The 26,998-nt window shown below is 69.0% G+C and carries 28 protein-coding genes and 1 tRNA gene; 18 read left to right on the forward strand and 11 right to left on the reverse strand.

All coding sequences use genetic code 11. From position 1 onward, the window contains the following. Positions 1 to 76: 76 nt before the first annotated feature. Together V8201_RS00500 and V8201_RS00505 are read left to right on the forward strand one after the other, a co-directional pair. On the forward strand, positions 77 to 2,569 hold the full coding sequence (locus V8201_RS00500) for a DegT/DnrJ/EryC1/StrS family aminotransferase (protein ID WP_336544208.1): 2,493 nt from the start codon (positions 77 to 79) through the stop codon (positions 2,567 to 2,569). Beyond that, positions 2,566 to 3,648 carry a glycosyltransferase family 2 protein gene (locus V8201_RS00505; protein WP_336544209.1) on the forward strand — a complete coding sequence of 361 codons (1,083 nt, stop codon included), beginning with the start codon at positions 2,566 to 2,568 and terminating at the stop codon, positions 3,646 to 3,648. The genes V8201_RS00500 and V8201_RS00505 overlap by 4 nt, the downstream gene beginning before the upstream one ends. Here the strand turns inward: V8201_RS00505 and V8201_RS00510 are convergent. Then, positions 3,627 to 4,145 carry a hypothetical protein gene (locus V8201_RS00510; protein WP_336544210.1) on the reverse strand — a complete coding sequence of 173 codons (519 nt, stop codon included), beginning with the start codon at positions 4,143 to 4,145 and terminating at the stop codon, positions 3,627 to 3,629. The two genes, V8201_RS00505 and V8201_RS00510, sit on opposite strands and share 22 nt — an antisense overlap. Positions 4,146 to 4,444: 299 nt before the next feature. Here V8201_RS00510 and V8201_RS00515 point away from each other — a divergent pair, with 299 nt between their 5' ends. Together V8201_RS00515 and V8201_RS00520 are read left to right on the forward strand one after the other, a co-directional pair. Then, positions 4,445 to 5,158 carry an FRG domain-containing protein gene (locus V8201_RS00515; protein ID WP_336544211.1) on the forward strand — a complete coding sequence of 238 codons (714 nt, stop codon included), beginning with the start codon at positions 4,445 to 4,447 and terminating at the stop codon, positions 5,156 to 5,158. A gap of 370 nt (positions 5,159 to 5,528) precedes the next feature. Beyond that, positions 5,529 to 6,212, forward strand: a complete 684-nt coding sequence (locus V8201_RS00520) for a type 1 glutamine amidotransferase domain-containing protein (protein WP_271299589.1) — start codon at positions 5,529 to 5,531, stop codon at positions 6,210 to 6,212. A gap of 39 nt (positions 6,213 to 6,251) precedes the next feature. On the opposite strand, the gene topA is transcribed toward V8201_RS00520, so the two are convergent. From topA to plsY, 3 genes are all read right to left on the reverse strand, one after another. Next, a complete protein-coding gene (gene topA, locus V8201_RS00525; protein ID WP_037534984.1) occupies positions 6,252 to 8,852 on the reverse strand; it encodes a type I DNA topoisomerase in 2,601 nt (866 codons plus the stop codon). A 102-nt stretch (positions 8,853 to 8,954) separates the two neighbouring features. Further along, the gene (dprA, locus tag V8201_RS00530; protein WP_336544212.1) at positions 8,955 to 10,034 is read right to left on the reverse strand and encodes a DNA-processing protein DprA; all 1,080 of its coding nucleotides are present in this window, start codon (positions 10,032 to 10,034) and stop codon (positions 8,955 to 8,957) included. Then, complete coding sequence (gene plsY / locus V8201_RS00535; RefSeq protein ID WP_336544213.1) at positions 10,027 to 10,665, reverse strand: glycerol-3-phosphate 1-O-acyltransferase PlsY; 639 nt, start codon at positions 10,663 to 10,665, stop codon at positions 10,027 to 10,029. The genes dprA and plsY overlap by 8 nt, the downstream gene beginning before the upstream one ends. Positions 10,666 to 10,782: 117 nt before the next feature. On the opposite strand from plsY, the gene murI reads away from it, so the two are divergent. Further along, complete coding sequence (gene murI / locus V8201_RS00540; RefSeq protein WP_336544214.1) at positions 10,783 to 11,577, forward strand: glutamate racemase; 795 nt, start codon at positions 10,783 to 10,785, stop codon at positions 11,575 to 11,577. Positions 11,578 to 11,761: 184 nt separating this feature from the next. Next, on the forward strand, positions 11,762 to 13,003 hold the full coding sequence (gene hemA, locus V8201_RS00545; RefSeq protein ID WP_336544215.1) for a 5-aminolevulinate synthase: 1,242 nt from the start codon (positions 11,762 to 11,764) through the stop codon (positions 13,001 to 13,003). A 7-nt stretch (positions 13,004 to 13,010) separates the two neighbouring features. Here hemA and V8201_RS00550 read toward each other — a convergent pair whose 3' ends face one another. Continuing rightward, positions 13,011 to 13,487: a DUF3429 domain-containing protein gene (locus V8201_RS00550; protein ID WP_336544216.1), complete on the reverse strand. Its 477-nt coding sequence runs from the start codon at positions 13,485 to 13,487 to the stop codon at positions 13,011 to 13,013. A gap of 177 nt (positions 13,488 to 13,664) precedes the next feature. Here V8201_RS00550 and rpiB point away from each other — a divergent pair, with 177 nt between their 5' ends. The 5 genes from rpiB to V8201_RS00575 are packed head-to-tail and all read left to right on the forward strand — an operon-like array spanning position 13,665 to position 16,832. After that, positions 13,665 to 14,099: a ribose 5-phosphate isomerase B gene (gene rpiB / locus V8201_RS00555; RefSeq protein ID WP_336544217.1), complete on the forward strand. Its 435-nt coding sequence runs from the start codon at positions 13,665 to 13,667 to the stop codon at positions 14,097 to 14,099. A 4-nt stretch (positions 14,100 to 14,103) separates the two neighbouring features. Next, a complete protein-coding gene (gene glyA, locus V8201_RS00560) occupies positions 14,104 to 15,414 on the forward strand; it encodes a serine hydroxymethyltransferase (protein WP_037535439.1) in 1,311 nt (436 codons plus the stop codon). Between the two features lie 4 nt (positions 15,415 to 15,418). Next, positions 15,419 to 15,592 (forward strand): hypothetical protein, encoded by a 174-nt coding sequence (locus V8201_RS00565; RefSeq protein WP_271299583.1) that lies wholly within the window; start codon positions 15,419 to 15,421, stop codon positions 15,590 to 15,592. An 8-nt stretch (positions 15,593 to 15,600) separates the two neighbouring features. Continuing rightward, positions 15,601 to 16,077 carry a transcriptional regulator NrdR gene (gene nrdR, locus V8201_RS00570; RefSeq protein ID WP_037535440.1) on the forward strand — a complete coding sequence of 159 codons (477 nt, stop codon included), beginning with the start codon at positions 15,601 to 15,603 and terminating at the stop codon, positions 16,075 to 16,077. Beyond that, a complete protein-coding gene (locus tag V8201_RS00575; protein ID WP_271299581.1) occupies positions 16,074 to 16,832 on the forward strand; it encodes an RNA methyltransferase in 759 nt (252 codons plus the stop codon). The genes nrdR and V8201_RS00575 overlap by 4 nt, the downstream gene beginning before the upstream one ends. Here the strand turns inward: V8201_RS00575 and V8201_RS00580 are convergent. Then, positions 16,802 to 17,107 carry a chorismate mutase gene (locus V8201_RS00580; RefSeq protein WP_336544218.1) on the reverse strand — a complete coding sequence of 102 codons (306 nt, stop codon included), beginning with the start codon at positions 17,105 to 17,107 and terminating at the stop codon, positions 16,802 to 16,804. The two genes, V8201_RS00575 and V8201_RS00580, sit on opposite strands and share 31 nt — an antisense overlap. Positions 17,108 to 17,214: 107 nt before the next feature. On the opposite strand from V8201_RS00580, the gene V8201_RS00585 reads away from it, so the two are divergent. From V8201_RS00585 to aguB, 5 genes are all read left to right on the forward strand, one after another. Continuing rightward, the gene (locus tag V8201_RS00585; protein ID WP_336544219.1) at positions 17,215 to 17,454 is read left to right on the forward strand and encodes a hypothetical protein; all 240 of its coding nucleotides are present in this window, start codon (positions 17,215 to 17,217) and stop codon (positions 17,452 to 17,454) included. A 169-nt stretch (positions 17,455 to 17,623) separates the two neighbouring features. After that, positions 17,624 to 18,238: a 30S ribosomal protein S4 gene (gene rpsD, locus V8201_RS00590; RefSeq protein WP_037535444.1), complete on the forward strand. Its 615-nt coding sequence runs from the start codon at positions 17,624 to 17,626 to the stop codon at positions 18,236 to 18,238. 400 nt (positions 18,239 to 18,638) lie between these two features. Then, entirely contained in the window at positions 18,639 to 20,279 is a 1,641-nt protein-coding gene (locus V8201_RS00595; RefSeq protein ID WP_336544220.1) for a M28 family metallopeptidase, read from the forward strand. Beyond that, positions 20,276 to 21,265: an agmatine deiminase family protein gene (locus V8201_RS00600; protein ID WP_336544221.1), complete on the forward strand. Its 990-nt coding sequence runs from the start codon at positions 20,276 to 20,278 to the stop codon at positions 21,263 to 21,265. The genes V8201_RS00595 and V8201_RS00600 overlap by 4 nt, the downstream gene beginning before the upstream one ends. Positions 21,266 to 21,452: 187 nt before the next feature. Further along, on the forward strand, positions 21,453 to 22,313 hold the full coding sequence (gene aguB, locus V8201_RS00605) for an N-carbamoylputrescine amidase (RefSeq protein WP_037535447.1): 861 nt from the start codon (positions 21,453 to 21,455) through the stop codon (positions 22,311 to 22,313). Here aguB and V8201_RS00610 read toward each other — a convergent pair. Continuing rightward, a complete protein-coding gene (locus tag V8201_RS00610) occupies positions 22,301 to 22,987 on the reverse strand; it encodes a uracil-DNA glycosylase (RefSeq protein ID WP_271299577.1) in 687 nt (228 codons plus the stop codon). The genes aguB and V8201_RS00610 overlap by 13 nt on opposite strands. 22 nt (positions 22,988 to 23,009) lie before the next feature. Here V8201_RS00610 and folK point away from each other — a divergent pair, with 22 nt between their 5' ends. Both folK and V8201_RS00620 read left to right on the forward strand, forming a co-directional pair. Then, the gene (gene folK, locus V8201_RS00615; protein ID WP_271299576.1) at positions 23,010 to 23,486 is read left to right on the forward strand and encodes a 2-amino-4-hydroxy-6-hydroxymethyldihydropteridine diphosphokinase; all 477 of its coding nucleotides are present in this window, start codon (positions 23,010 to 23,012) and stop codon (positions 23,484 to 23,486) included. Between the two features lie 20 nt (positions 23,487 to 23,506). Then, positions 23,507 to 23,582 (forward strand) — tRNA-Lys (locus V8201_RS00620). 8 nt (positions 23,583 to 23,590) lie between these two features. On the opposite strand, the gene V8201_RS00625 is transcribed toward V8201_RS00620, so the two are convergent. The 4 genes from V8201_RS00625 to V8201_RS00640 form a co-directional block, all read right to left on the reverse strand. After that, on the reverse strand, positions 23,591 to 23,959 hold the full coding sequence (locus tag V8201_RS00625) for a VanZ family protein (RefSeq protein ID WP_336544222.1): 369 nt from the start codon (positions 23,957 to 23,959) through the stop codon (positions 23,591 to 23,593). A gap of 46 nt (positions 23,960 to 24,005) precedes the next feature. Beyond that, complete coding sequence (locus V8201_RS00630) at positions 24,006 to 24,980, reverse strand: glycosyltransferase (protein ID WP_051583560.1); 975 nt, start codon at positions 24,978 to 24,980, stop codon at positions 24,006 to 24,008. 135 nt (positions 24,981 to 25,115) lie between these two features. Then, on the reverse strand, positions 25,116 to 26,078 hold the full coding sequence (locus tag V8201_RS00635; protein WP_336544223.1) for an alpha/beta hydrolase: 963 nt from the start codon (positions 26,076 to 26,078) through the stop codon (positions 25,116 to 25,118). 24 nt (positions 26,079 to 26,102) lie between these two features. After that, a complete protein-coding gene (locus V8201_RS00640) occupies positions 26,103 to 26,987 on the reverse strand; it encodes an alpha/beta hydrolase (protein WP_271299572.1) in 885 nt (294 codons plus the stop codon). Between the last annotated feature and the right edge of the window lie 11 nt (positions 26,988 to 26,998).

Here is a 26,998-nt window from a genome sequence, read left to right on the forward strand (position 1 = left end):
GTCGGCGTGATTCGGTGCTAACTCCTTTTTAGGGCTGCTGGACTAGGCTGAAGGGTAGATTTCGCAGGACGCCGATATGGAATTTCCGTTAATCGCGCCGCAGCCGCCGCGACTCAGTGCCATGACGGACGGCCTGCGCCGGATCGAGGCGTCGGGCGTGTTCAGCAACAACGGCCCCGAGGTGCGCGCGTTCGAGGCGGAGGCGACCGAGCGGCTGTTCGGCGGCAGCGGCGCCTGTCTCGCGGTGGGCAATGCGACGCTCGGGCTGATGGTGGCGCTGCGGCAGGCGGCGGGCCTGCGGCCGCGCGCGGACAGCCTGGCGCTGATGCCGGCGCTCACCTTCGCCGCGACCGCGCAGGCGGCGTTATGGGCGGGGCTGACCCCGCTGATCTGCGACATCGAGCCCGACGGCTGGACCGCCGACCCGCGGCAGGAAGAGGCGCTGCTCGCCCGCTACGGCGAGCGGATCGGCGTCATCGTGCCCTATGCGACCTTCGGCACCGCGATCGACCTCGATCGCTATGCGTGGCTCGCCACGCGATATCGGGTCGGCGTGGTGATCGATGCGGCGGCGTCGCTCGGCACGATCGATGCGGCGGGCCGCGGCTTCGGCACCGGGGCGCCGTTCGCGATCGTCTATTCGATGCATGCGACCAAGACCTTTTCGGTCGCCGAGGGCGGGCTGATCTACAGCGGCGATGCCGCGCGGGTCGATCAGATGCGCGGCATGGTCAATTTCGGCTTCGAACAGGGACGCAGCGCGACCCTGCCGGGCATCAACGCCAAGCTGCCCGAGGTGATCGCGCTGATGGCCCGCGCCAAGCTCGCCGAGATCGATACGGTCTGCGCGCATCGCGCCGGGATCGACGCCGCCTATCGCGCCGCGCTGCCCGAGCTGACGATGCAGTGCAGCTGCGGCCGGCGGCAGGCGACGCAGTTCATGCCGGTGCTGCTGCCGCCCGCGCTCGCGCCGCGCCGCGATGCGATCGTCGCGGCGATGGCCGCGGAGGGGGTCGGCGTCGGTCAGTATTTCAGCCCGCATATCGGCCAGCAGCCGCTGTTCCGCGAGACCGCGCTGATCGAGCCGACGCCGGTCGCCGACGCGATCGGCGGACGGATGTTGAGCCTGCCGATCACCGATGCGATGCAGGCCGCGGATGGGCCGGTGATCGCCGGGCGGTTGCGGCGCGTGCTGGCGCAGGAGACGGCGCGGGTCGGGCGGCAGGGATCGCAGCAGCAGGGAGCGGCGATGGACGATCTGACGACGGTGGTGATCGGCGGCGGCCCCGCCGGCACCGCGATGCTGACCGCGGCGAGCAAGCAGGGCAAGCTCGCCCCCCTGGTCGAGGCGGGGTTCGCGATCGTCGAATCGCGCGCGCGGATGGGGGCGGGCGAGCTCGGCTGCTACGCCATCCGGTCCGACACCACCGCGGAAACCTTCCTGTCGGCGGTGAAGAACAATCCGCATCCCGAACTCGCCGCGCTGGAGCATCATCCCGCCGGGCAGCTGATGGGCCGTTACGTTGCCGAACTCGGCGCGCCGCTGGTCGATACCGCGCCGCTGCTGTCGGTCACCGCCGACCGGCTGGCCGGGATCGTGACGCGCCACGGCGGATCGGTGCTCACCGGCCATCGCGCGGAGCGCGTCCAGCGCACGCCCGACGGCCGCTGGCAGACGACGGTGCGGGACGCGGACGGCGGCGAGCGCAGCCTGGTGTCGCGCAACGTCGTCATCGCGACCGGCGGCTATCAGACCGACGAACAGGTCGCCGCCAAGCGCGTCGCCGGCGTGCCGCTGGTCGCGCTGGCGGGCGAGCGGCTGATGCGGTCGGACGCGCTGCTGCGGCTCGGCGGCGTCGGGCAGGTGGAGGCGCGGCTGCGCGGCGTGGCGGCGCCGCGCGTCGCGATCATCGGTGCCTCGACCAGCGCGATCGCCGCGGCGGTGCTGCTGCTCAAGCATCAGCCTGGCTTCGCCTTCGGCGCGGGCGCGGTGACGCTGCTGCATCGCCAGCCGCTCAAGCCCTTCTATCCGAATGTCGCGGCGGCGCATGCCGACGGCTTCACCGATTTCGACGACGACGACATCTGCCCGGTGAGCGGCTTCGTGCTGCGGCTCGCCGGATTGAGGCTCGAATCGCGCGAGCTGGTGCTGCGCATGCTGTCGCTCGGCGGGCGGGTGCCCGATCCGCGCGTCGCCGCGCACCGCATCGCCGGCGACGACGATGCCGCGGCGCGCGCGATCATCGCCGATGCCGATCTGGTGATCGGCGCGCTCGGCTATCGCCCGCGTGCGGTGCCGCTGTTCGGCAGCGACGGGGCGCCGCTCGCGCTCGCCCATCAGGCGGGGCGGCCGATGGTCGACCGGCATTGCCGCCTGCTCGATGCGCAGGACCGGCCGGTGCCCGGCGCGTTCGGCATCGGCCTGTCGGCGGGCTTCGTCCCCTGGGGCCGGCTCGGCGGCGAGGCGAGCTTCCGCGGCCAGGCCAACGGCCTGTGGCTGTGGCAGAACGACGTCGGCCAGATGATCGTCGACCAGCTGCTCGAACGGGAGGCGCAGGAGGCGGCATGACCGCGCCGATCGTCTCGATCGTCATCCCCGGCTATAATGGCGAGGCGTTCCTCGCCGATACGCTCGCGTCGCTCGCCACGCAGACGCTGACCGACTGGGAGGCGATCGTCGTCGACGATTGCTCGGCGGACGGCACGCGCGATCTGGTGCGCGGCTGGGCCGATCCGCGCGTGCGGCTGATCGAGAATGCCGTCAACGGCGGGCCGGTGCGCACCCGCAACCGCGGCGTCGCGGCGGCACGCGGCCGGTTCATCGCCGGGCTCGACCAGGACGATCTCTGCCTGCCCGAGCGGCTGGCGCGGCAGGTCGCCTATCTCGACGCGCACCCCGACGTCGTGCTGGTCGGCGCGCAGGCCGAGCAATTGCGCGACGGCCGCGTCTCGGCGATGCATTATGCGCCGCACACCACGCCCGATCTGATCGCCTGGCTGAGCTGGATCGAAAATCCGCTGGTCTGGTCGACGGTGATGGTGCGCAGCGAGGTGGCGCGCGCGCTCGATCCCTTCACCCGGCCCGAGATCCTCTATGCCGAGGATTTCGACCTCTATCACCGCGTCGGCGCGTTCGGGCGGATCGCGCGGCTCGACATGCCGCTGCTCCGCTATCGCCAGCATGCCGCCGGTGCATCGCAGCGCTTTACCGAGACGATGCGCCAGTCGGCGATGCGCGTGCTCGCCGAGCGCCATGCCGCGGTGCTCGGCGTCGCCGCGGCGGAGGAGCTGGCGCGGCTGCTGGTGCTGCACAATATGGGCGGGGTGCCGGTGCCCGATCGCGCGACGCTGCAACGGCTCGGCGCCGGCATCACCACCTTGCAGACCGCCTTCCTCGCGCAGGAGCGGCCCGATGCCGAAAGCCGCCAGCTGATCCGCTGGGAAACGGCGCGGCGCTGGGCGCGGATCGGGCGCGCCGGACTACGATCGGGCGCGGTGCGGCTCGGCGACGTGGTGCGCGCGCGGCCGCCGCATCTCGGCCTCGGCTATGCCGGGATCGAGACGCTGGCCTGGTGCGCCGCGGTCGGCGCGGTGCGGCGCATGCAGGAGCGGCGTGCGGCGGCGGATCAGGCCGGGCAGCGGCTGTAGCGGAACGAGCCGGCGCGATCGGGGCCGCCCTTGGCCTCGCGCACCAGCGTCTTGCCGGCATCGAGCAACGTCAGCGTCGTCGGCTCCTGCCAGGTCATGCCCTCGCCGCTCAGCGGCAGGTCGAAGGCGATCTGGTCGCTGCGGAGCTGGCGGATGCCTGTCGCCTCGCCGCGTGATTCGAAGAAGGCGAGGCGGTTGCCGGTGATCGTCAGCGCGCCCTTGTCGGCGCCGCTCGCCCGGTCGCAATCCTCGACCACCATCCCCCAATGCCCCTGGAAACCGGCCGGGATCGTCGCCACCGGCGAGGGGCTGGGCGCGGCGACCGGCACGACGCTGTTCTGCGGATCGTCGGTCAGGTTGGTCGGCGTCGGCTCGACCGCGGCACTGCCGCCGCTCGATTCATTGTTGGCGGACTCGCCGCCCGAGCAGGCGGCGAGGGCGAGGGCGAGGGCTACGGCGCAGGCGCGCGCATGGCGGGCGGGGCGGTGGGGGTGCATCCTTGACTCCTTGGCGCCACTGGCGGGCTTCGGTGGCCTTGGTCGCAGGCTCGGGTGGGGGACGCAAGGGGCGCGCGGACGGGGCGGCCTCAAGGGAGAGGCTTGGCCGTGGGTGGCGTCTGGGTAGATTGGTTGAGATGCAGGTTGATGCCCAGAAGAGGATTTACGGTTAGCACCAAAAATGGCCGATTTCTGCAGTTTTCTGAAAGAGCGTCGGGACGATTGTATCAGGCCTTTGTACTAGCCGTGACAAGCGTGGAGAGTTACCCCTGGGCTAAGATAGCGGAGGGGGCGGCAGCATGGCCAGCATGGCAGATGGTTGGAAGTTGATCCGCGACTATATGGATCGCCTTGCCTTCGAGGGTAAGAAGAACGCGATATACCGGGGTCAAGCTAACTATGAATGGGAGCCGATCCCCTCATGGTTTCGTGGAAGATGGCTTGGCATAGGTAATCAGCATAGGCTCGATGAGTGGAAGTGGCGCGCAGCTAGATTTGCATCCCCAACACCTACTGATGACATCGAGTGGCTGGTACTTGCGCAACACTTTGGATTGCCAACTACCCTGCTTGATTGGACTACTAGCCCACTAATTGCGCTGTTCTTTGCTTGTGATGATAAAGCGATGGTAGACCAAGACGGCTGCGTTTGGATTACGAGCATCAATCAGTTTGAGAAAGCTCACCATACCCTTACGATCAGCCCCTTCGCAGCTAATCGCAGCAAGCCATTCATTATCAATGCTGTAGGAAAGAACGTTCGATCAACGGCGCAGGATAGTATGCTTACGCTTCATACGGAAAATGACATCAACAGCTATAATAGAAGACGGCTGTTCACAGTGCCCGCTAGCTTGAAGGCGGTGACTCTAAATCAGTTGGAGAAGGTGGGGATTGCGGGAGACAGGCTCCTCTACGATATCGGACACCTCGTTGAGACGCTAAAGACAGAGCAGCTTGGACGCTCACTTACATTGACCCTCACTGATGTTCCTGAGCCGCCTACGGCCTAAAAATGTTAGAGATATGCGAGAGAGTAATCGGACTATTTTGAGGGTCGATTTACCCCCGTATCCCAACTTGCCCGGTCACACGATTATGTCACGCCTGCCCGACCTGCATTATTGCGCGCGGTTGGTTCTCCCTGCGTAGCGTGTCACAGTAGCAGGATCATGGCTGGATCGGCGCTGTCCAGAATAATCAAACGAGCGTTAGCCAGGAAACGGCGTGGCAGTAAGGCGCATCCTCATCTCCCCCAGCCGCTAACGAGTCAGATTCCCGCCGCCGTAAAGCGATCCGACGCAGCAAGCCCCCGCCGCCGGCTGGAACCGGCGAAGACCGTGACCATATGACCGGCCGACAATCCTTCCCACGGAGCCTCGCATGAACATCCTGATCGTCCTCACCTCGCACGACCGGCTCGGCGACACCGGCAAGCCGACGGGCTTCTGGCTCGAAGAGCTCGCCGCGCCCTATTACGTCTTCAAGGATGCCGGCGCCGCGATCACGCTCGCCTCGCCCAAGGGCGGCCAGCCGCCGCTCGATCCGAAGAGCGACGCGCCCGATGCGCAGACCGAGGCGACGCGGCGCTTCCTCGCCGATGCGGAGGCGCAGGCGGCGCTCGCCGCGACGGTGCCGCTCGCCGATGTCTCCACGGCCGAGTTCGATGCCGTCTTCTATCCCGGCGGTCACGGTCCGCTGTGGGATCTGGCGGAGGACGCGACGTCGATCCGGCTGATCGAGGCGACGCTGGCGGCGGACACGCCGGTCGGGCTCGTCTGCCATGCGCCGGGTGCGCTGCGCCACGTCAAGGCGGCCGATGGCACGCCGCTGGTCGCCGGGCGGACGGTGACCGGCTTCACCAACAGCGAGGAAGCCGCGGTCGGCCTGACCGAGGTGGTGCCGTTCCTCGTCGAGGCCATGCTGCGCGACCATGGCGCGGATTATCGGCACGGCGCCGACTGGCAGTCCTATGTCGTCGCCGACGGCCGCCTCGTCACCGGTCAGAACCCGGCCTCGTCCGCCGAGGCGGCGGAGCGGCTGCTGGCGATGATCGCGCCGCGCTGAGGCAGGGGGCGGCGACCGGCGTGCTGGCCGGTCGCCGTCTTATTCCGCCGCGGCCTTCTTGGCCGCCGGCTTCTTCGCCGGGGCCTTTTTCGCCGCCGGTTTGGCCGCAGCCTTGGCGGGCGCCTTGGCTGCCGGCTTCTTCGCCGCGGCCTTCTTGGCCGGCGCCTTCTTCTTGCCCTTGGCGGGGGCGGCGGCGGCGCGGTCGTCGATCAGCTGGGCGGCTTCCTCCAGCGTCAGCGCCTCCGGCGTGATCGACTTGGGCAGCGTCGCATTGGTTTCGCCATCGGTGACATAGGGGCCGTAGCGCCCCTCCATCAGCTTGATCTCCGCCTCGGTGCGCGGATGCTTGCCCAATTCGCGCAACGGCGCGCGCGCCGCGCCGCGGGCCGGACGGCCGCCGCCTGCCGCCGCCTCGGCGAGCTTGACCACCGCGGCGTTCATCCCCGTCTCGAACACCTCGGCGGTCGATTGCAGCCGGGCGTATTTGCCGGCGTGGGCGAGATAGGGGCCGTAGCGGCCGATCGAGGCGGTGATCGGCTCGCCCGTCTCGGGATGCGTGCCGATCGTGCGCGGCAGGCTGAGCAGCTTGAGCGCCCATTCGAGGTCGAGCTCGCCGGGCAGGTCCTTGGGGATCGAGGCGCGCTTCGCCTCCTTGCCCTCGCCGAGCTGGATGTACGGGCCGAACCGCCCCGACTTGCGCTCGACCTCCAGCCCGGTCGCCGGGTCCTTGCCGAGTCCCTCGGGGCCGCTGTCCTCGCCCGCCTCGCCGCCGGGCTGGGCGAAGCGGCGGGTGTATTTGCACTCGGGATAGTTGGAGCAGGCGATGAACGCGCCGAACTTGCCGCCGCGCAGCGCGAGCTTGCCCTGTTCGCACTTGGGGCAGAGCCGCGGGTCCGATCCGTCCGCCTTGTCGGGGAAGAGATAGGGGGCGAGGAACTGGTCGAGCTCGGCGGTGATCGCCGAGGGCTGCTGCTCCATCACCTCGTTGGTGCGCGGCTTGAAGTCGCGCCAGAAGGCGTCGAGCACCGCCTGCCATTGCGCGCGCCCGCCCGACACGTCGTCGAGCTCTTCCTCCAGCTCGGCGGTATAGTCGAAGCCGACATATTTCTCGAAGAAGCGTTCGAGGAAGGCGGTGACCAGCCGGCCCGATTCCTCGGCGAAGAAGCGGTTCTTCTCGACGCGCACATAGGCGCGGTCCTTCAGCGTCTTGATGATCGAGGCATAGGTCGACGGGCGGCCGATCCCCAGCTCCTCCATCCGCTTGACGAGGCTCGCTTCGGAGAAGCGCGGCGGCGGCTGGGTGAAATGCTGTTCGGCATCGACGCTCTTCCTGGCGGGGGCATCGCCTTCGCGCAGCCGCGGCAGGCGGCGCGCCTCCTCGTCCTGCGTATCGTCCGATCCTTCCTCGTAGAGCGCGAGGAAGCCGGGGAAGAGCACGACCTGCCCGGTCGCGCGCAGCACGTGCCGCCCGGTGCCGTCCGCCATCTCGACGGTGGTGCGCTCCATCCGCGCCGACGCCATCTGGCTGGCGAGCGCGCGCTTCCAGATCAGGTCGTACAGGCGGGCATGATCGCCGCCGCCGACGCGGTCCTTGCCGAAATCGGTCGGGCGGATCGCCTCATGCGCTTCCTGCGCATTCTTCGCCTTGGTCTGATACTGGCGGGGCGAGTCGGGGACGTAGCCCGCGTCATAGCGGTTGGCGATGGCGAGGCGCGCGGCGGAAATGGCGCTGCCGTCCATCTGCACGCCGTCGGTCCGCATATAGGTGATCGCGCCGTCCTCGTAGAGCCCCTGCGCGATCCGCATCGTATGATCGGCGGAGAAGCCGAGCTTGCGCGCCGCCTCCTGCTGCAGCGTCGAGGTGGTGAAGGGCGGCGGCGGGTTGCGCGTCGCCGGCTTGGTCTCGACGCTCTGCACCGAGAAGCGGCCCTCTTCGACCGCCGCCTTGGCCTTGAGCGCGTCGCCCTCGGTGCCGATCGACAGCCGGTCGAGCTTCTTGCCGTCCCACTGGACGAGGCGGGCGAGGAAGGGCGTGCCGTCCTGCTCCATCTGCGCGGTGACCGACCAATATTCCTGCGCCTTGAATGCCTCGATCTCGCGCTCGCGGCCGACGATCAGGCGCAGCGCGACCGACTGGACGCGGCCCGCCGACTTGGCGCCGGGCAGCTTGCGCCACAGCACCGGCGACAGCGTGAAGCCGACCAGGTAATCGAGCGCGCGACGGGCGCGATAGGCATCGATCAGATCGGTATCGAGCTCGCGGGGCGCCTTCATCGCGGCGAGGATGGCGGGCTTGGTGATCGCGTTGAAGGTGACGCGCTGCACGTCCTTGGGCAGCGCCTTGCGCCCGCGCAGCACCTCCTGCACGTGCCAGCTGATCGCCTCGCCCTCGCGATCGGGGTCGGTGGCGAGGATCAGGCGGTCGGCGGTCTTGGACAGATCGGCGATCGCCTTCAGTTGCTTCGACTTGTCCGCGTAATTCTCCCATTCCATCGCGAAGCCGTCGTCAGGGTTCACCGAACCGTCGCGCGCCGGCAGGTCGCGGACATGGCCGTAGGAGGCGAGGACGCGGAAGTCCGAGCCCAGATACTTTTCGATGGTTTTCGCCTTGGCGGGCGATTCGACGATGACAAGCTGCATGGCGGTTGAATAGCGTCCTTACGTGTACGCGCGAGGGTGGCGAGCGGCGGGTGTCGCCGTCAAGTCGGGGGCCGGGGCGAAAAGGTCAACGGGCGGCGGCGATCAGCCGACCAGGCTCACCCGCGCGCCGGCATGCCGCTCCAGCCGCCCGGCAAGCTCGAGTTCGAGCAGCACCGTCTGGACGATCGCCGGGGTGAGGCTGCTCTGGCGGACGAGTTCGTCGACCGGCGTCGGCACCGGGCCGAGCAGCGCGGCGATGCGGCTGCGATCCGCGTCGCTCGCCTCGGCGGGCGGCGGCGGGGCGTAGGGCGCGGGCGGGGTGCGCAGCGCGCGCGGATCGATCGGGCCGAGCTGTTCGAGCACGTCGGCGGCGCTCTGCACCAGCGTCGCGCCGTCGCGGATCAGCTGGTTGCACCCTTGCGCGCGCGGATCGAGCGGGCTGCCCGGCACCGCCATCACCTCGCGCCCCAGCTCGCCGGCGAGCCGCGCGGTGATCAGCGATCCCGAGCGCGGCGCCGCCTCCACCACCAGAGTGCCGAGCGCGAGGCCGGCGATGATGCGGTTGCGCGACGGGAAATGGCGGGCAAGCGGCTGCGCGCCGGGCGGCTGTACGGCGATCACCAGGCACTCGCTGGCGAGCTGTTCCTGCAACCGCGCATTCTCGGGCGGAAAGGCGATGTCGATGCCGCTGGCGATGACGCCGACCGTCCGCGGCAGCGCGCCGACATGCGCCGCGGTGTCGATGCCGCGCGCGAGGCCCGAGACGATCGTCGCGCCCTGTGCGGCGAGGTCGTGCGCGAAGCCGCGGGCGAGGCGGCAGGCGGCGGCGGAGGCGTTGCGCGCGCCGACGATGGCGATGGTCAGCGCCGCGCACATCGACACGTCGCCGCGTACGATCAGCGCGGGCGGTGCCGCCTCGCTCTGCGCGAGCAGCGGCGGATAGTCGGGATCGCCGAGGAACAGATAGCGTGCGCCGAGCGCCGCGGTCGCCGCCATCTCGCGCTCGACGGCGCCACGCTCGGCGACGCGCGGCGCGCTGCCGCCGCCGCGCCGGGCGAGCGTCGGCAGCATGTCGAGCGCCGCCGCGGCGGAGCCGAAGCGGGCGAGCAATTGGCGGTAGGTGACCGGGCCGACTCCGGCGGTACGCAACAGGCGGAGACGCGCGATGGCGCGTTCAGCCATCCGCGGCCGCTTCGTCGCGCGTCGGATCGGATTTGCCGCCGCCGATCCGCGGCTCGGTGCCGGCGAGCAGCCGTTCGATATTGTCGCGATGCTTCCACAGCACGATCGCGGCGAGCGCGAGCAGCAGCATGACATAGTCGAACCGGCCGAACAGCGCGCCGCTGACCGGTGCGCTCACCGCCGCCGCCATGCCGGCGACCGACGAGATGCGCAGCGTCGCCAGCAGTCCCAGCCACACCGCAGCGTAGATCAGCCCCATCGGCCAGTGCAGCGCGAGCACGATCCCCATCAGTGTCGCGACGCCCTTGCCGCCGCGGAAGCGCAGCCAGACCGGATAGCAATGCCCGACGAACGCCGCCGCCGCTGCCGCCAGTTCGTTGCCGGGGAACAGCCAGGCGACCAGCCACACCGCCGCCGCGCCCTTGGCGAGATCGAGCAGCAAGGTCGCCGCCGCCAGCCCCTTGCGGCCGGTGCGCAGCACGTTGGTGGCGCCGATATTGCCCGAACCGATGCTGCGCAGATCGCCCGCGCCGGCGACGCGGGTAAGGATGACGCCGAACGGAATCGATCCGAGCAGATAGCCGAGCAGCAACGCGGCCGCCGGTGCGAACCAGAGTATCTCCGTGTGCAAGACTGCCCCGTCCTCCCGTCACGATCATAGCGGCTGCGCGCGCGCTTGGCCAATGGCGTGCTGACTGATCTCGATCAATATTGGCGTCGCCGCGTCGGGCTGATTATGGGAGGCGGCATGGCCTCCGCACCGCTTCTCTTCTTCGATTCGGGGGTCGGCGGGCTGTCGGTGGTCGCGCCGACGCAGGCGCTGCTGCCGCACGCGCCGATCGTCTATGCGGCCGACTCGGCCGGATTTCCCTATGGCATCAAGAGCGAGGCGGAGATCGCCGCGCGCGTGCCGGCGCTGCTCGGGCGGCTGGTCGAACGCTATCGGCCGCGGCTGGTGGTGATCGCCTGCAACACCGCCTCGACGATCGCGCTGCCGGTGGTGCGCGCCGCGCTCGACCTGCCGGTGGTCGGCACGGTGCCGGCGATCAAGCCCGCCGCGGCGCTGAGCCGCAGCCGCGTGATCGGCGTGCTCGGCACCGATGCGACGGTGCGCCAGGCCTATGTCGACGATCTCGCGGCGCGCTTCGCCGGTGATTGCGTGGTGCTGCGCCATGGCTCGGCCGAGCTGGTGCGGCTCGCCGAGGCAAAGCTCGCCGGGATCGCGACCGATCCGGCGCGCTATCGCGCGGTGCTCGCCGGGCTGTTCGATCAGCCGGAGGGCGAGCGGATCGATGTCATCGTCAACGCCTGCACGCATTTCCCGCTCGTCGCCAACGAACTGGCCGCGGCCGCGCCGGCGGGCATGCAGTTTGTCGACGGCGGCGCCGGGATCGCGCGGCGCATCGCCTTCCTCACCGAGGGGCAGCCCTGGGCGGAGGCGGTGCCGGCGCATCGCGCGGTCTTCACCCGGCTGGGGGAGGCGGAGCGCGCACTCGCGCCGGCGCTGGCCGCCTATGGTATCGGGGTGATCGAGTCGCTGTGATCGCCCGCGCTGGCGGCCGGCGGGCGATTCGCTGTTGCCCGTCGGAAGTGTCGGGCGACGCCCCCGTGCAGCCCATATCGCTGCCGCGACATGCCGGGGTAGGACAAAATGTCCAGCCCGCCGATCACGCTGAACGCGTTTCTTCGCTGGCAAGCGCCTCGCCGCATCGGTACATGACGATGTCATGAGCAGCGACGGCACGGACGTACGCGTGGATTATTCGCGCGTCTTCACCCAGGCGATCGATCGCCTGCACAGCGAGGGCCGGTACCGGGTCTTCATCGACATCCTGCGCAACAAGGGGGCCTTCCCCAATGCGCGCTGCTTCGCCGGGCACAACGGCCCCAAGCCGATCACCGTCTGGTGCTCGAACGACTATCTCGCGATGGGCCAGCATCCCAAGGTGATCGCGGCGATGGAGGATGCGCTCCACGACGTCGGCGCCGGATCGGGCGGCACCCGCAACATCGGCGGCAACACGCATTATCACATCGATCTCGAGCAGGAGCTGGCCGACCTGCACGGCAAGCAGGGCGCCTTGCTGTTCACCAGCGGCTATGTCTCGAACGAGGCGACGCTGTCGACGCTCGCCAAGATCCTGCCGGGCTGCGTGATCTTCTCGGACGAACTCAACCACGCCTCGATGATCGCCGGCATCCGCAACGCCGGTTGCGAGAAGCGCATCTTCCGCCACAACGATCTCGCCCATCTTGAAGAGCTGCTCGCCGCCGAGGACCCGGCGGTGCCCAAGCTGATCGCGTTCGAGAGCGTCTATTCGATGGAGGCGGACGTCGCGCCGATCGCGGCGATCTGCGACCTCGCCGACAAATATAACGCGCTGACCTATCTCGACGAAGTCCATGCCGTCGGGATGTATGGCGCGCGCGGCGGCGGGATCTCGGAGCAGGAAGGCGTCGCCGACCGGCTGACGATCATCGAAGGCACGCTCGGCAAGGCGTTCGGGGTGATGGGCGGCTATATCGCCGCGGACCAGACGATCATCGACGTGATCCGCAGCTATGCCCCCGGCTTCATCTTCACCACCTCGCTGTCGCCGGTGCTCGTCGCCGGGGTGCTCGCCAGCGTCCGCCACCTCAAGGCGTCGAGCGCGGAGCGCGAGGGGCAGCAGACGTCGGCGGCGTTGCTCAAGACGATGCTGAGCAAGGCGGGGCTGCCGGTGATGCTCGGCGAGACGCATATCGTCCCGGTGCTGGTCGGCGATCCGGTCAAGGCGAAGCGGATCAGCGACATCCTGCTCGCCGAATATGGCGTCTACGTCCAGCCGATCAATTATCCGACGGTGCCGCGCGGCACCGAGCGGCTGCGCTTCACCCCGGGGCCGAGCCATACGCCCGAGATGATGCGCGAACTGACCGATGCGCTGGTCGAGATCTGGAGCCGGCTCGAACTGCGCCGCGCCGCCTGAGCCGCGCCTAGCTCCCCGACAGGGCGCACAGCACGCCGCACAGGATGGTGAGGCTGCCGAGCCCGATCGACAGCGGGATGCGAAGGGCCATCCAGCCCCGCGGGGCGATATCGTTCGCGACCAGCCGGCGGTCGATCAGCAGCGTCATCATCACCGCCGATCCCATCAGCACCAGCGCGAACCCGAGCGACAGGATGTGGCTGATCGACAGCAGGATGAGCAGTGCGCCGAACAATGACGGGATCACCGCCAGCGTCGCGATCCTGCCCTGGTCGCGACCGCTGTTCATCGCGAATCCCCACCAGATGCCGCCGAGGAAGCTGAGGATCAGCGCGGCATAGGCGAAGGCGAACATCGGGCCGACGTCGGTATCGCGCCCGAAGAAACAGGTCGCCAGCGCCGCGACCTGCGGGAACAGGCCGGCATAGCCGAGGATGAGCGGTGATTCGCCGACCTTGCCGCGTGGCGGTGGTGAGGGGGTCATGCCGGGCATCCGGCCGGAAGGGCGGCTTGAGGCATGTTCGTATCCTGCATTATCCAGCCGCTTAGCGCGCGAGGGAAGCGCAACGTTCCGCAACAGGTGTGGCATTTGGCCCGGCGCCCGGCTAAGGCGCGCGGACGCCCGTGCCATTTCGGGCCATTGCCATTCGGGACGCTCGCCTTGCGCATCGCCTTCGCCTCCGATCATGCCGCCGTCGCGCTCAAGGCGCTGCTCGTCGCGCATGCCGAGGCCTTGGGCCACACGGTGGTCGACCTAGGCCCGGACAGCGAGGCGCGGGTCGACTATCCGGACTTCGGCTACAAGCTCGCCCGTGCGATCGCCGAGGGCGAGGCGGAGCGCGGCGTCGCCTTGTGCGGCTCCGGCATCGGCATATCGATCGCGGTCAATCGCGAGCCCGCCTGCCGCTGCGCCCTCGTCGGCGAACCGCTGTCGGCGACGCTGGCGCGCCAGCACAATGACGCCAACGTCCTCGCGATGGGCGCGCGGCTGATCGGCCCCGATCTCGCCAAGGCCTGTTTCGAAGCCTTCCTTGCCACGCCCTTCGAGGGCGGCCGTCACCAGCACCGCGTCGACAAGCTCGCGCGAAAGGACTGACCCCATGAGCACCCAGCCGACCGACTTTTCCGACATCCGCCATTCGGGCTTTTTCAGCGAAACGCTCGCCGAGGCCGATCCCGCGGTGTTCGCGGGGATCGAGCAGGAACTGACCCGCGAGCAGACGCAGATCGAACTGATCGCCTCGGAGAATATCGTCTCCAAGGCGGTGCTCGAGGCGCAGGGATCGGTGTTCACCAACAAATATGCCGAAGGCTATCCCGGCAAGCGCTATTATCAGGGCTGCGCGCCGTCGGACGTGGTCGAGAGCCTCGCGATCGAGCGGGCCAAGCAGATCTTCGGCTGCGGCTTCGCCAACGTCCAGCCGCATTCGGGCGCGCAGGCGAACGGCGCGGTGATGCTCGCGCTGGTCAAGCCGGGCGAGACGATCCTCGGCATGAGCCTCGACGCCGGCGGCCACCTGACCCATGGCGCGCGCGCGGCGATGAGCGGCAAGTGGTTCAACGCCGTGCAATATGGCGTCGACCCGGTGACCCATCTGATCGACTATGACCAGGTCGAGGCGCTCGCGGTCGAACATCAGCCCAAATTGATCATCGCCGGCGGCAGCGCCTATCCGCGCGTCATCGACTTCGCCCGCTTCCGCGCCATCGCCGACAAGGTCGGCGCCTATTTCATGGTCGACATGGCGCATTTCGCCGGCATCGTCGCCGCGGGCCTGCATCCGACGCCGTTCGGCCACGCCCATGTCGTCACCACCACGACGCACAAGACGCTGCGGGGCCCGCGCGGCGGCATGATCATGACCGACGACGAGGCGCTGGCGAAGAAGATCAACTCGGCGGTCTTTCCCGGCCTGCAGGGCGGGCCGCTGATGCACGTCATCGCCGCCAAGGCGGTCGCCTTCGGCGAGGCGCTCCAGCCCGGCTACAAGAGCTATGTCGCCGCGGTGGTCGAGAATGCCAAGGTGCTCGCCGCGACGCTCAAGGAGCGGGGCAGCGACGTCGTCTCGGGCGGCACCGACACGCATCTCGCGCTGATCGACCTCACCCCGCTCGGCATCACCGGCAAGGATGCCGACGAGGCGCTGGAGCGTGCCGGCATCACCTGCAACAAGAACGGCATTCCCAACGACCCGCTGCCGCCGGTCAAGACCAGCGGCATCCGCGTCGGCTCGCCTGCCGGCACGACGCGCGGTTTCGGTGCGGCCGAGTTCCGCGAGATCGGCCATATGGTCGCCGACGTGCTCGACGGATTGGCGAAGAAGGGCGAACACGGGGACCCCGAGGTCGAGGCGAACGTTCGGGGTCGGGTGCGCGCGCTGTGCGCACGCTTCCCCATCTACCAAGGATAACACCATGTCGAAGATCGAAGAGGTCCAGGCGACCGTCAAGAACACCCCCGGCCTCGGCAAGAAGATGGCCAAGTATGGCGCGATCGGCGCGGTGGTGGCGATCCCCGTGCCGTTCGTCGGTCCGGTGCTCGGCGCGATCGTCGGCGCGAGCGTCGCCTATGCCAAGCGCAACGGGTGATCGCCTGAATGCGCTGCCCGTTCTGCGGCCATGAAGACAGCCAGGTAAAGGACAGCCGCCCCACCGAAGACGGGGCGGCGATCCGGCGTCGGCGCCAGTGCGAAGGCTGCGCGGCGCGGTTCACGACGTTCGAGCGGATCCAGCTGCGCGACCTGTGGGTGATCAAGAGCACCGGCGGCGACGGCGTGCGGCGCGAACCGTTCGATCGCGAGAAACTGCTGCGCTCGGTATCGATCGCGACGCGCAAGCGGCCGATCGAGCCGGTGCGGATCGAGAAACTGGTCAGCGGCATCCAGCGCCAGCTCGAGACGCAGGGCGAGAGCGAGGTATCGTCGAAGCGGATCGGCGAGATGGTGATGGACGGGCTCAAGGGCCTCGATTCGGTCGCCTATATCCGCTTCGCCAGCGTCTATCGCGACTTCAGCGAGGCGCGCGACTTCGAGGAGTTCGCCGGCACGGTTGAGCAGGCGGGGCGCGCGGAATGAGCGGGCCGCAACCGGCAATCGTGCTCGTCCGCCCGCAGCTCGGCGAGAATATCGGCAAGGCGGCGCGGGCGATGCTCAATTTCGGGCTGACCGACATGCGCCTGGTCTCGCCGCGCGACGGCTGGCCCAATCCGCAGGCCGGGCCGGCCGCGAGCGGTGCCGACAGCGTGCTCGCCCAGGCGCAGCTGTTCGACACCGTCGCCGAGGCGGTGGCGGATTGCGCGCATGTCTATGCGACGACGGTGCGCAAGCGCGGCATCACCAAGCCCGTCGTGACGCCCGAAGTCGCGGCGCGCGACATCCATGCGGCGGGCGAGCGATCGGCGATCCTGTTCGGGCCGGAACGCTCCGGGCTGGAGACCGATGACGTCGCGCTGGCGCGGACGATCGTCACCGTGCCGATCAACCCGGAATTCGGCAGCCTCAACCTCGCGCAGGCGGTGATCCTCGTCGCCTATGAATGGTCGAAGGGCGTCGCGCTCGCGCAGCCGTCGATCAACCCGATCGAACCGCCCGCGTCGCAGGAGCAGCTGGAAGGCATGATCCTCCAGCTCGACGACATGCTCGAGCGGGCGAACTTCTTCTTCCCGCCCGACAAGGTGTTCCAGACGCGGCGGACGCTGCGCACCTTGCTGACCAAACCGGGCTGGTCGTCGCAGGAGGTGCGGACGCTGCGCGGCGTGCTGTCGGCGCTCGACGGCGCCAAGGAACGCCGGGTCGAGGCTCAGCGGCGATCGAACGCGGAGAGTTCGTAGGCGATCGACGCCTCGACAAGCTGTTCCCATAGATCGGCGATGACCGCACCCGGCAGGCCGAGCGCCTCCGCCGCGGTGCGGGCGTTGGCGATGACCTCCGCCTTGCGCGCCTCGTCGCGGACGTGGCCGCGCTCGGCTTTGATCCGCGCCGCGGCGTCCATATAGGCGAAGCGGCGGGCAAGCAGTGCGACCAGCTCGCGGTCGAGCGCGTCGACGCCGGCGCGCACCTCCTGCATCGTCGAACAGAGCGGACCGGGGAGCGGAGCGTCGGACATGCGCCGTCCTTAACGCGGGCTGCCGCCAAGTCGAGGGGGCGGGGGCTTGTCGGTGCGGCGGAATACGTCATAGTTGCTGAAGTGTTTCCACCGAAGGACATTGCGTCATGATCGTTTCACTGCTGCTCGGCCTCGCCACGCTCCCGCCGCAGGCGACGCCCGACGCCGCCGCCACGCCGACCCCGCCGGTCAAGGAAAAGCGCATCTGCCGCAGCGAGGTGCCGACCGGATCGACGCTGCCCAAGCACACCTGCCACACCAAGTCGGAGTGGACGGAGATCGACGCGGCCAATGCCCGCAACGTCGAATCGACGGTGGGCGCGCGGCGCAACAGCAGCGGGAACTGATTGACATGACACGGCGTGCCAGCTAGGCGCGCGCCTTCGCAACAGCCCCCGCACCCCGGTGAAGCGGATGGCCTGCCCCGCAAGGATCAGCAGAGCGATACCGGGACCAGCCCGCCCGATGGCTTGCCATGGGGCGGGGTCACGTCGTTACAGTTGCCAAGGAATTATCATGTCGAAGCGCCATAGCGCCAAGCACAAGCTCGACCGTCGTCTCGGCGAGAACATCTGGGGCCGGCCGAAGAGCCCGGTCAACAAGCGCGAATACGGCCCGGGCCAGCACGGCCAGCGCCGCAAGGGCAAGGTGTCGGACTTCGGCATCCAGCTGCGCGCCAAGCAGAAGCTCAAGGGCTATTACGGTGACGTCACCGAAAAGCAGTTCAAGGCCTGCTACACCGAAGCCGCCCGGATGAAGGGCGACACCAGCCAGAACCTGATCGGCCTGCTCGAGCAGCGTCTCGACATGATCGTCTACCGCGCCAAGTTCGCGCCGACGATCTTCGCCGCGCGCCAGATCGTCAGCCACGGCCACATCCGCGTCAACGGCGTGAAGTGCAACATCGCGTCGCGCCGCTGCTTCGTCGGCGACGAGATCACGCTGGGCACCAAGGCCAAGGAAATGGCGCTGATCCTCGAGGCGCAGAACCTCGCCGAGCGTGACATCCCCGATTACGTCGCGCCGGACGGCAATGCCAAGGTCACCTTCGTCCGCGTTCCGACGCTCGACGAAGTGCCCTATCCGGTGAAGATGGAACCGAACTTGGTCGTCGAGTTCTACTCGCGCTGATCTTCCTGAGGTATTCAGGTTCGAAAAGGGCGGTCCTGCGGGGCCGCCCTTTTTGTTTGCGCACAGAGCCGCGGAGGACGCGGAGGATGATGCGGTCAATTGAATAATTCGCGCGAAGACGCGACGATGGTGTGTTGGGGGGATGGGACCGATCGTAGCAGGCGAGGCCCGGTCTCCGTCTTCTCGCGGCTTCGCGTCTTCGCGTGAATCATCCCTGCGACGCGGCACGCCGGGCGCTGCTTGCGCCAAGTGAACAGGCGCCTTCGGCCGGCGCACGGGGCCGAACCCCTCTGCGTCCTCTGCGCCTCTGCGCGCAAAACCGTCGCGCCCCACCGTGGACAAGACCGCGCGCCGGCGGCAAAAGACCGGCCACGCTGCCAGTCGCCTTCCGGAGTCATCGATGCGTCGTCTCATTCTTGCCGCCCTGCTCGCCACGCCGGGGATGGCGCTGGCGCAATCCGCGCCACCGATCTCCGTCGAGACGATGAAGACGGTCACCAAGACGCTGTCGTCCGATGCGTTCGAAGGTCGCGCGCCGGGCAGCGCCGGCGAGGAGAAGACGCTCGCCTATCTCAAGACCGCGTTCGCGCAGGCGGGGCTCAAGCCGGGCAACAAGGGCAGCTGGCTGCAGGACGTGCCGCTGGTCGAGATCACCGCGCAGAACGTCTCGCCGCTGACCTTCACCGGCGGCACGTCCCCGCTCAGCCTCGCCTACGGCAAGGACATGGTGGTCGGCACCTATCGCGTCACGCCGCATATCGACGTCCGGAACAGCGACGTCGTCTTCGCCGGCTATGGCATCGTCGCGCCCGAGAAGGGGTGGAACGACTATGCCGGGCTCGACGTGAAGGGCAAGACGGTGATCGTCCTGATCAACGACCCCGACTGGCAGACACCGGGGCTGACCGGCGATTTCGGCGGCCGGGCGATGACCTATTATGGCCGCTGGACCTACAAATATGAGGAAGCGGCGCGGCAGGGCGCGGCGGCGGTGATCATCGTCCACCAGACCGAGCCGGCCGCCTATGGCTGGAACGTCGTCGCATCGAGCAACACCGGCGCGGCGCATGTCGCCGATGCCGCCAACGGCCATATGGACGACACCGCCGCGCACGGCTGGATGCAGCTCGACCAGGCGCACGCGCTGTTCGCGAGCGCGGGCAAGGATTTCGACCAGCTCGCCGCCGCCGCCAAGGTGAAGGGCTTCAAGGCGGTGCCGCTCGGCGTCAAGGCGTCGGTCAGCTTCGACAATCAGATCAAGAAGCAGATTTCGCACAATGTCGTCGGCATCCTGCCGGGACGTGAGGCGCCGAATGAATATGTGCTGCTCTCGGCGCATTGGGATCACCTCGGCCATTGCACGCCGGTCAACGGCGACGGCATCTGCAACGGCGCGGTCGACAATGCCGATGGCGTCGCGGCGCTGGTCGCGCTGGCGCAGGCCAATGCCAAGGCGGGGCCGGCGCGCCGCTCGATGGTGTTCGTCGCGCTGACCGCCGAGGAATCGGGGCTGCTCGGTTCGGCCTATTATGGCGACAATCCGGTCTATCCGCTCAGCCAGACGGTCGGCGGCGCCAATATGGATGCGCTCGCCATGTACGGTCCCGCCAGGGACGTGATCGTCATCGGCCCGGGCAAGTCGGAACTCGATGGCTATCTCAACGCCGCGCTCAAGCGGCAGGGGCGGACCGCGACGCCGGAGCCGACGCCGGAAAAGGGTTTCTACTACCGCTCCGATCACTTCAGCCTCGCCAAGCATGGCGTGCCGATGGTCTATTTCGAAACCGGCCAGAATCTGGTCAGGGGCGGGCTTGCCGCAGGGCAGGCGGCGGCGAAGGATTATGAGGAGCATCGCTACCACGCACCCGCCGACGAATATGATCCCAATTGGGACTGGAGCGGCGTGCAGCAGGACGTCGGCCTATATTACATGATCGCCCGCGATCTGGCGGATGGGCGCACCTGGCCCAACTGGCTGCCGGGCGACGAATTTCGAGCGATCCGCGACAAGAGCCGCGCCGGTGCGGGAGCCGCCAAATGAGCCTCGTGCCGCCGCCGCCCGCCGAATGGGCCAAGCATGACGCGGTGTGGATCGGTTTCCCGAGTCATCCCGATCTGTGGCAGGAGGACCTCGATCCCGCCCGCGCCGAAGTCGCCGCCTTCGCGCGGGCGGTCCATGCCGACGGGCGCGGCGAGACGGTGATTCTCGTCGCCGCCGACGCCGAGGCGGCGACCGCGGCACAGGCGCTCGCGCCGTTCGCCCAGGTGGTGGTCGAGCCGTTCGGCGACATCTGGCTGCGCGATACCGGGCCGATCCTGCTCGGCAACGGCGAGGCGTGCGATTTCGGCTTCAACGGCTGGGGCGGCAAATATGATCTGCCCGGTGACGATACGATCGGGCTGCGGCTGGCGCAGCGGCTCGGCCGGCGCGTCGGCTATTGCAACTGGGTGCTCGAAGGCGGGGCGATCGACGGCGACGGGACGGGCACCGTCGTCACGACGACGCAATGCCTGCTCAACCCCAATCGCAACCCGACGATGGATCAGGCGCAAATCGAGGTGCGGCTGCGCGGCGATCTCGGGCTGACGCGGGTGGTGTGGCTCGGCGACGGGCTGCTCAACGACCATACCGACGGCCATGTCGACAATCTCGCCCGCTTCGTCGGCGAGGGCAAATTGGCGCTGCCCGAGGCGGCGGAGAACGACCCCAACTGGCAGGTCTACAGCCATGCGCTGCGCGATGCCCGCGCGGCGGGGCTGGAGGTGGTCACGATCCCCTCGCCGGGGCGCGTGCTGCGCGACGAGGAGGTCGTGCCGGCGAGCTATATGAACTTCTACATCGGCAATGCCGCGGTGGTGGTGCCGCTGTACGGCGCCGATAATGATGCGGCGGCGGTGCGCGCGGTACAGGCGCTGTTCCCCGACCGCGAGGCGGTGGGGTTGCGCGCGGATCATATCCTGACCGGCGGCGGCAGCTTCCACTGCATCAGCCAGCAGGTGCCGGCCGCGCCCGCGACTGACAGATAAGTCGGGTCCGCCCTCCTACTCCTCCGTTGGCCCTGAGCCTGTCGAAGGGCGGGCTTCGATCGCGAGCTCGGGCTTCGACAGGCTCAGCCCGAACGGTTGAGTGAGAGCGCGTTGAGCTTGCCCCGGGCGGAGGGCGGGATTCGCGGCAAGGGGTGACGACTCGCCCGCGCCGTCTTATGTGGCGCGCATGACCCAGCTCACCGTCGCCGCGCTGCAACTCGCCTTCTCCGACGATATCGACGCCAATATCGCCAACGTCTCGCGCCTGGTGCGCGAAGCGGCGGGGCGGGGCGCGCAGGTGATCCTGCCACCCGAATTGTTCGAGGGCGAATATTTCTGTCGCGTCGAAGACGAGGGGCTGTTCGCCCAGGCGGCGCCGGTCGGCGAGCACAAGGCGGTGCTGGCGATGCAGGCGCTCGCCGAGGCGCTCAAGGTGACCATCCCGACCAGCTTCTTCGAGGCGGACGGGCCGCACCATTACAACAGCCTGGCGATGATCGGCCCGGACGGCGAGGTGCAGGGCGTCTATCGCAAGAGCCATATCCCCGATGGGCCGGGCTATGAGGAGAAATTCTACTTCCGCCCCGGCAATACCGGCTTCAAGGTATGGCCCGCGCCCGCCGCCGCGCCGGGCTGGACGCTCGGCGTCGGCGTCTGCTGGGACCAATGGTATCCGGAGACGGCCCGCGCGCTGATGCTGATGGGGGCGCAGGTGCTCTTCTACCCGACCGCGATCGGCAGCGAGCCGCATGACACCAGCCTCGATACCGCGCGGCTGTGGCGGCGGGCGATGGTCGGCCATGCGGTGTCGAACGTCGTGCCGGTGGTCGCCGCCAACCGGATCGGCGTCGAGCACGGCCAGACCTTCTACGGCACCAGCTTCATCGCCGACGAGCGCGGCGACATTCTCGCCGAGCTCGGCCGGGACGAGGAAGGCGTGATCGTCGCGACGCTCGACCTCGACCGGGTCAAGCGGCACCGCGCCGCCTTCGGCTTCTTCCGCGATCGCCGGCCCGAACTCTACGGGCGGCTGACTCAGGACATCTGACGCAGCGCGACCGCGCGCGCGAACACGGCCTCGAACATCGCATCGTCGATGCGGCCGGTGTTCTGATTGTAGCGTGACGGGTGGTAGCTATCGATCAGGATGCGGCCGTCGGGCATGCGATGCTCGGCGCCATGGGCGAAGGTCGCCTTGGGCAGGCGGCCGCCCATCACCTTGACCGCCGACTGGTGCGCGACCTGCCCGAGCGCGACGACGATCTGCAGATTGGGCAGCGCCGCCACCTCATTCTCCAGGAACGGGCGGCAGGTGCGGATCTCCTCCGGCGTCGGCTTGTTCGCGGGCGGCAGGCATTTGACCGCGTTGACGATGATCGCGCCGGTCAGCGCGAGATCGTCGGTGACGCGGTTGGCGAAGCTGCCGGTGGCGAGGCCGAATTTGGCGAGCGTCGCATAGAGCAGCGCGCCCGAATGATCGCCGGTGAAGGCGCGCCCGGTGCGATTGCCGCCGTGCAGCCCCGGCGCGAGGCCGACGATCGCCAGCCATGCCGCAGGATCGCCGAAACCGGGGACGGGGGCGTTCCACCAGCTCGGATTGTCGCGCCGCAGCGCCTCGCGCGCGGCGACGAGGCGCGGGCAGCGCGGGCAATCATAGGGCGGCTCGACGGCGGCGAGCGGGGCGGGCGCCGGCGGGGCGGGGGCAAGCGTATCGAAGGTCATCGCTTTCGCCTAAAGCCCCGCCATGACGACGGCAATCTATGCGATCGGGATCGGGTCGAACCGGCGCGGGCGGCACGGCGGCCCGGCAGCGGAGGTGGCGGCGGCGATCGATGCGATCGGCGGCATCGTCGCGGTGTCGCCGGTGATCGCATCGGCGCCGCTCGGCCCGTCGATCCGCCGATTCGCCAATGCCGCGGTGCTGATCGCCAGCGACGCGCCGCCGCCGGTGCTGCTCGCCCGGCTCAAGCGGATCGAGGCGGCGTTCGGGCGGCGACGCGGCCGCCGCTGGGGGGCGCGGGTGATCGACCTCGATATCCTGCTCTGGTCGGGCGGCGTCTGGCGCGAACCCCGGCTTCGCGTGCCGCACGAGGCGCTCGCTGCGCGCAGCTTCGTGCTGGCGCCGCTGGCGGCGATCGCGCCCGACTGGCGGGTGCCGCCGGTCGGGCGCAGCGTAAGACAATTGGCACATGCAGTTGACCGACCGCGCCCCCGCGCTTAGGTGCGCCGGATCGATGGCGGGGGTCCGTAGCTCAGTCGGTAGAGCAAGCGACTTTTAATCGAGAGGTCCCGGGTTCGAGCCCCGGCGGACCCACCATCGTGTTCTCACAAAATCCGCGCCTGCCCGCGCCGCGCCAGCGCCACCACCGCGACCACGCCGAGGATGATTGCCGTATCGGCGATCCAGTCCATGATGTCGCAGTCGCGGTGCAGCATCGGAATCGACTGGACCAGTTCGATCATCGCGCCGAGGAAGCTCAGCCGCTCGGCGATGCGCAGCAGCCGCGCCTGCGGCCAGCCGGCGCAGGCGAAGACCGTCAGCGTGCCGAAGGCCGCCATATGCTGCCATTTGTCGACCACCGTGACGGTGATCGGCGGCTTCGGCGACAGCGCCATCACCAGCGCGAAGACGAGGGCGGCCCAGAACAGCAGCCGCGTGATCGGCGCGAGGCGCGCCTGGGAGAAGCCTATCATGGCCGCGCCCCTAGGGTGCCCGGCCCGGCGCGTCCACCCGGCGGGGCTAACGCGCGATGATCGCGGCGATGGCATCCTGCACGATCAGCGACCGCCCGCCGCGTCCCCAGCCGCGGCTGTAGAGCTGGCGCCGATAGGCGGCGAACAGCCGCCGCAGCCGCGTGAGCGGGGCCCGCTGGCTGAAGACCGCCTCGCGCACGGCATAGAATTCGGCGACGCCCGACCAGCGCTCCGCCGCGCCGTCGAATTCGGGCGAGGCGATCGCATCGCGCACCCGCGCCAGCAGGCTCGCGGTCTCGGCGGCGATGCGCCCCCGTTGCCGGATATAGGCCGGATATTTGCGCACTGCCTTGGCGAGGCCATGGAGTTTCGTCGTGCGGGTGCGGCCGAAGACATTGGCGCCATGCTGGCGATAGAGCGCGAGCGGCTCGTCGATATAGCAGAGGCTGCCGAACAGGCCGGCGACGAGGTAGAACCAGCGATCGTGCGACATCGGCCGCTCATATTCGATCAGGTCGTGCGGCCGCATCGCCGGATCGATCAGATGCAGCAACCGGCGATCGATCGTGCAGGTGAAGCCGAGGAAGACGCCCCACGGCTCGAAGCCCGCACCCTCCAGCAGCGCACGGCGCGAAAGGTTGGTCGAGGTGCCGATCCGCGCGCCCGCTTCGTCGATCAGCTCGACGCGATGCGAGCACATCAGCGCGCCCGTCGCTGTCATCGCTGCCAGCGACCGGGCGATCTTGCCCGGCAGCCAGACGTCGTCCTGATCGCAGAAGGCGATATGGTCGCTCTCGCACAGCGCGATCGCCTTCATGAAATTGTCGGAGAAGCGCAGCCGCGTCTCGTTGCGATGGAAGCGGACGGGGAAGGGGGCGGTGCGCGCAAAGTCCGCGATGATCGCCGCGGTGCGATCGGTCGACTGATCGTCACAGATGACGAGTTCGGCGGGAAGGTGATCCTGCTGCGCCAGCGAGCGCAATTGCTCGGCGAGGAACCGCTCGCCATTGAAGGTCGCCATGGCGACGGACACTGCACCGGTCTGCACCCGCGATCCCTCTCGTCACGAAGGGCGCATCCTTAACCATCTTTTATCCGGCCGTCGCGGGTCTTCGTTGCAGCCCGGCGGGGCGGATGCGATCCGCCCCGCCGTCGTTCAGCCGCGCGGCTTGAGCCAGCCGTGCATATCCATCCAGCGGGCGAATTCGTCGAACCAGCCGGTGCTCGTCGTCGTCTTGGGATACATGCCGAAGCCGTGGCCGCCCTGTTCGAACAGATGGAATTCGACCGGCCGCTTGGCGGTGCGCCAGCTGTCGATCAGGCCGAAGCCGCCGTTGCCGAAGAAGGGATCGTCGGCGGCGAGCGCGACGAACATCGGCGGCGCGTCGGCGGGCACGGTGACCGCGGCGAGCGGGCCGTAGATGTTGCCGATGAAGGCGGGCTTGGCGTCGCCGCCGTCGAGCGTCGTCGCCATCGTCAGCATCGCGCCGGCGGAAAAGCCGATCATGCCGATCCGGTCGGCATCGACATGCCACTCACCGGCCCGCTGGCGGACCAGCGCGAAGGCGGCGCGCGCATCGGCGATCTGCGGCGCGAGGGTCGCCGCCATCGCGCCGGCGTTGGGCCGCGGCGGTCGGGCGCCGGGGGTGAACATCGCCGTCATCGACTTTTCGAAGCCGGGCATGTCGGCCGGCGTCGGGTTGAGCCGGTATTTGAGCACGAAGGCGGCGACGCCCTTGGCGGCGAGCGCGCGCGCCACGTCCCAGCCCTCATTCTCCATCGACAGCGTGCGGAAGCCGCCACCGGGCGCGACGATCACCGCCGCCCCGCTCGCCTTGCCGGGATCGGGCAGGAAGGGGGTGAGCGTCGCGACGGTGACGTTGCGCGCAAAGACGCTGCCATATTGGCGATGCCATGCCTCGGGCGCGGGATTGCCGGGCAGCTTGCCGGTGGCGAGCGTGATCGCGTTGGGCTGCGCCGGAATGGCGATCGGCACCATCTTGTCGTCCTGCGCTGCCGCGGGCGCGGCGACCAGCGTCGCGGCCGCGCACGCGGAGCCGGCGATGGCGAGGGGGCGCAGCAATTGCGCGATGGCGAAGGCGTGGAGTCGTTTCGTCATGCGTCTCTCTCCCGATGATTTGGATTATTTGGCGGTGCGCGGCGACAGCCAGCCGCTGTCGGCGAGCCAGTCGTTCAACCGGTCGGGCCAGTGCAGGATCGAGATCCGGTCCGACTCGTCGAGATTGAAGGCGTGATCGCTGTCGGCGTACATGTGCAGCTCGGCAGAGACGCCGGCCTTGCGCAACTGCTCGTACAGCGCGACCGACGGCGCGGCGCAGCAGGCATCGCGGCTGCCGGCGACGAGGAAGGCGGGCGGCGCGGCGGCGATCGCCTTGGCGGGAATGCCGCGCGGTCCCGGGAAGACGAGCACCTGGAAGTCGGGCCGCGCGGGCAGCCGGTCGATCGCGTCGCGCACCGGGCGACCGGCGGGCTCGGGATTGTCGGCGATCTGCGAGACGAGCTCGCCGCCCGCGGAAAAGCCCATCGCGCCGACGCGTGCCGGGTCGATGCCGTAATCGGCGGCATGCGCGCGCACCCAGCGGATCGCGCGGCGCGCATCGTCGGCGGCGTCGCCCTCGACCGAATAGGTCGAGCCCGGTTCGTTGGCGAGCCGGTATTTGAGCACGAAGGCGGTGATGCCCATGCGGTTGAGCGCGGTGGCGACCTTGGTGCCCTCGTTGGTCCAGACGAGCAATTTATGGCCGCCGCCGGGCATGATGACGATCGCCGCGCCGTTGCGCTTCTTCGCATCGGCAGGAAAGGCGATCAGCGAGGGATCGTGGATGTTGCGCACCCAATAGTCGCGGCCGACCTCCGGCTCGCGGCGACGCGTGGTGACACCGGGGGCACCGTCCGGCCAGAGCGGGATCGCGGTATAGTGCGGCGGCGGCTGCGGCGCGGGATCCTGCGCCGGTAGCGGCGCGGTCGCGAGCAGCGCGGCGAGGGCAAAGGCTCGGCGCATCGTCATCCTCCCAAATC

It is taken from the genome of Sphingomonas kyungheensis, from assembly GCF_037120395.1.
In the GTDB taxonomy this organism is placed as follows: domain Bacteria; phylum Pseudomonadota; class Alphaproteobacteria; order Sphingomonadales; family Sphingomonadaceae; genus Sphingomonas; species Sphingomonas kyungheensis.

Coding starts and splice junctions, on each gene's coding strand:
- V8201_RS00505 (WP_336544209.1), top strand. CDS start 2,566: ATGACCGCGCCGATCGTCTCGATCGTCATCCCCGGCTATAATGGCGAG.
- V8201_RS00595 (WP_336544220.1), top strand. CDS start 18,639: ATGCGTCGTCTCATTCTTGCCGCCCTGCTCGCCACGCCGGGGATGGCG.
- V8201_RS00500 (WP_336544208.1), top strand. CDS start 77: ATGGAATTTCCGTTAATCGCGCCGCAGCCGCCGCGACTCAGTGCCATG.
- V8201_RS00515 (WP_336544211.1), top strand. CDS start 4,445: ATGGCCAGCATGGCAGATGGTTGGAAGTTGATCCGCGACTATATGGAT.
- hemA (WP_336544215.1), top strand. CDS start 11,762: ATGAGCAGCGACGGCACGGACGTACGCGTGGATTATTCGCGCGTCTTC.
- V8201_RS00635 (WP_336544223.1), bottom strand. CDS start 26,078: ATGACGAAACGACTCCACGCCTTCGCCATCGCGCAATTGCTGCGCCCC.
- V8201_RS00520 (WP_271299589.1), top strand. CDS start 5,529: ATGAACATCCTGATCGTCCTCACCTCGCACGACCGGCTCGGCGACACC.
- V8201_RS00630 (WP_051583560.1), bottom strand. CDS start 24,980: ATGGCGACCTTCAATGGCGAGCGGTTCCTCGCCGAGCAATTGCGCTCG.
- V8201_RS00550 (WP_336544216.1), bottom strand. CDS start 13,487: ATGACCCCCTCACCACCGCCACGCGGCAAGGTCGGCGAATCACCGCTC.
- topA (WP_037534984.1), bottom strand. CDS start 8,852: ATGCAGCTTGTCATCGTCGAATCGCCCGCCAAGGCGAAAACCATCGAA.
- rpsD (WP_037535444.1), top strand. CDS start 17,624: ATGTCGAAGCGCCATAGCGCCAAGCACAAGCTCGACCGTCGTCTCGGC.
- folK (WP_271299576.1), top strand. CDS start 23,010: ATGACGACGGCAATCTATGCGATCGGGATCGGGTCGAACCGGCGCGGG.
- glyA (WP_037535439.1), top strand. CDS start 14,104: ATGAGCACCCAGCCGACCGACTTTTCCGACATCCGCCATTCGGGCTTT.
- V8201_RS00585 (WP_336544219.1), top strand. CDS start 17,215: ATGATCGTTTCACTGCTGCTCGGCCTCGCCACGCTCCCGCCGCAGGCG.
- V8201_RS00610 (WP_271299577.1), bottom strand. CDS start 22,987: ATGACCTTCGATACGCTTGCCCCCGCCCCGCCGGCGCCCGCCCCGCTC.
- V8201_RS00565 (WP_271299583.1), top strand. CDS start 15,419: ATGTCGAAGATCGAAGAGGTCCAGGCGACCGTCAAGAACACCCCCGGC.
- murI (WP_336544214.1), top strand. CDS start 10,783: ATGGCCTCCGCACCGCTTCTCTTCTTCGATTCGGGGGTCGGCGGGCTG.
- V8201_RS00625 (WP_336544222.1), bottom strand. CDS start 23,959: ATGATAGGCTTCTCCCAGGCGCGCCTCGCGCCGATCACGCGGCTGCTG.
- V8201_RS00640 (WP_271299572.1), bottom strand. CDS start 26,987: ATGACGATGCGCCGAGCCTTTGCCCTCGCCGCGCTGCTCGCGACCGCG.
- V8201_RS00580 (WP_336544218.1), bottom strand. CDS start 17,107: ATGTCCGACGCTCCGCTCCCCGGTCCGCTCTGTTCGACGATGCAGGAG.
- V8201_RS00510 (WP_336544210.1), bottom strand. CDS start 4,145: ATGCACCCCCACCGCCCCGCCCGCCATGCGCGCGCCTGCGCCGTAGCC.
- V8201_RS00575 (WP_271299581.1), top strand. CDS start 16,074: ATGAGCGGGCCGCAACCGGCAATCGTGCTCGTCCGCCCGCAGCTCGGC.
- nrdR (WP_037535440.1), top strand. CDS start 15,601: ATGCGCTGCCCGTTCTGCGGCCATGAAGACAGCCAGGTAAAGGACAGC.
- V8201_RS00600 (WP_336544221.1), top strand. CDS start 20,276: ATGAGCCTCGTGCCGCCGCCGCCCGCCGAATGGGCCAAGCATGACGCG.
- dprA (WP_336544212.1), bottom strand. CDS start 10,034: ATGGCTGAACGCGCCATCGCGCGTCTCCGCCTGTTGCGTACCGCCGGA.
- aguB (WP_037535447.1), top strand. CDS start 21,453: ATGACCCAGCTCACCGTCGCCGCGCTGCAACTCGCCTTCTCCGACGAT.